At 55.2% G+C, this 1991-nt stretch carries 1 rRNA gene; it reads left to right on the top strand.

Features of this window, described 5'->3' with window-relative positions:
* Window positions 1-259: 259 nt before the first annotated feature.
* Window positions 260-1784, top strand: a 16S ribosomal RNA gene (locus tag ACLKOY_RS18005).
* The last annotated feature ends 207 nt before the right edge of the window (window positions 1785-1991 follow it).

The following is a 1991-nucleotide window of genomic DNA, read 5'->3' as shown; positions in this document are numbered from 1 at the left end:
TAAGATAGAGAAGTTGCCCTTCGGGCCTGGTTGTGATGACTGGGTCGTGGGAGCATCCGATCCTTGAGAACTCAACAGCGTGCACTTGTCAAATGCCAAATTATCCTCGTCTAGCTTCGGCTGGGTGAGAATTCCTTTGGATCAAAGACCAACCTCCTTGTGGGGTTGGCATTCGGATGAAGTCAGCAATGAATTTGTCTCTTTGGTCAGCATCAAACTCGCTGCGTCACCGTTTTCCCGGTGTCGTATGCATTTCTTTTTTACGGAGAGTTTGATCCTGGCTCAGGATGAACGCTGGCGGCGTGCTTAACACATGCAAGTCGAACGGTGAACACGGAGCTTGCTCTGTGGGATCAGTGGCGAACGGGTGAGTAACACGTGAGCAACCTGCCCCTGACTCTGGGATAAGCGCTGGAAACGGCGTCTAATACTGGATACGAGTAGCGACCGCATGGTCAGTTACTGGAAAGATTTATTGGTTGGGGATGGGCTCGCGGCCTATCAGCTTGTTGGTGAGGTAATGGCTCACCAAGGCGTCGACGGGTAGCCGGCCTGAGAGGGTGACCGGCCACACTGGGACTGAGACACGGCCCAGACTCCTACGGGAGGCAGCAGTGGGGAATATTGCACAATGGGCGCAAGCCTGATGCAGCAACGCCGCGTGAGGGATGACGGCCTTCGGGTTGTAAACCTCTTTTAGCAGGGAAGAAGCGAAAGTGACGGTACCTGCAGAAAAAGCGCCGGCTAACTACGTGCCAGCAGCCGCGGTAATACGTAGGGCGCAAGCGTTATCCGGAATTATTGGGCGTAAAGAGCTCGTAGGCGGTTTGTCGCGTCTGCTGTGAAATCCGGAGGCTCAACCTCCGGCCTGCAGTGGGTACGGGCAGACTAGAGTGCGGTAGGGGAGATTGGAATTCCTGGTGTAGCGGTGGAATGCGCAGATATCAGGAGGAACACCGATGGCGAAGGCAGATCTCTGGGCCGTAACTGACGCTGAGGAGCGAAAGGGTGGGGAGCAAACAGGCTTAGATACCCTGGTAGTCCACCCCGTAAACGTTGGGAACTAGTTGTGGGGTCCATTCCACGGATTCCGTGACGCAGCTAACGCATTAAGTTCCCCGCCTGGGGAGTACGGCCGCAAGGCTAAAACTCAAAGGAATTGACGGGGACCCGCACAAGCGGCGGAGCATGCGGATTAATTCGATGCAACGCGAAGAACCTTACCAAGGCTTGACATATACGAGAACGGGCCAGAAATGGTCAACTCTTTGGACACTCGTAAACAGGTGGTGCATGGTTGTCGTCAGCTCGTGTCGTGAGATGTTGGGTTAAGTCCCGCAACGAGCGCAACCCTCGTTCTATGTTGCCAGCACGTAATGGTGGGAACTCATGGGATACTGCCGGGGTCAACTCGGAGGAAGGTGGGGATGACGTCAAATCATCATGCCCCTTATGTCTTGGGCTTCACGCATGCTACAATGGCCGGTACAAAGGGCTGCAATACCGCGAGGTGGAGCGAATCCCAAAAAGCCGGTCCCAGTTCGGATTGAGGTCTGCAACTCGACCTCATGAAGTCGGAGTCGCTAGTAATCGCAGATCAGCAACGCTGCGGTGAATACGTTCCCGGGTCTTGTACACACCGCCCGTCAAGTCATGAAAGTCGGTAACACCTGAAGCCGGTGGCCTAACCCTTGTGGAGGGAGCCGTCGAAGGTGGGATCGGTAATTAGGACTAAGTCGTAACAAGGTAGCCGTACCGGAAGGTGCGGCTGGATCACCTCCTTTCTAAGGAGCATCTGACTCTTCGGAGTCCAGAACCCAGATCGAGGACGTTCGTTTCTCGCTGGGAGCTCATGGGTGGAACATTTGACATGGTGCGAAGGAAGAAGCTCTCGCTTAGTACACCGCTTGCGGTGGGAACGGGGAGGGTTTCGGGTGTCGCATCTGCACGCTGTTGGGTCCTGAGGGACCGGATGCGGATCCGCAAGGATT

Source organism: Microbacterium sp. K2 (genome assembly GCF_051365005.1).
Classification (GTDB): Bacteria; Actinomycetota; Actinomycetes; order Actinomycetales; family Microbacteriaceae; genus Microbacterium; species Microbacterium foliorum_B.
This window is presented reverse-complemented; position numbering and strand designations above follow the sequence as displayed.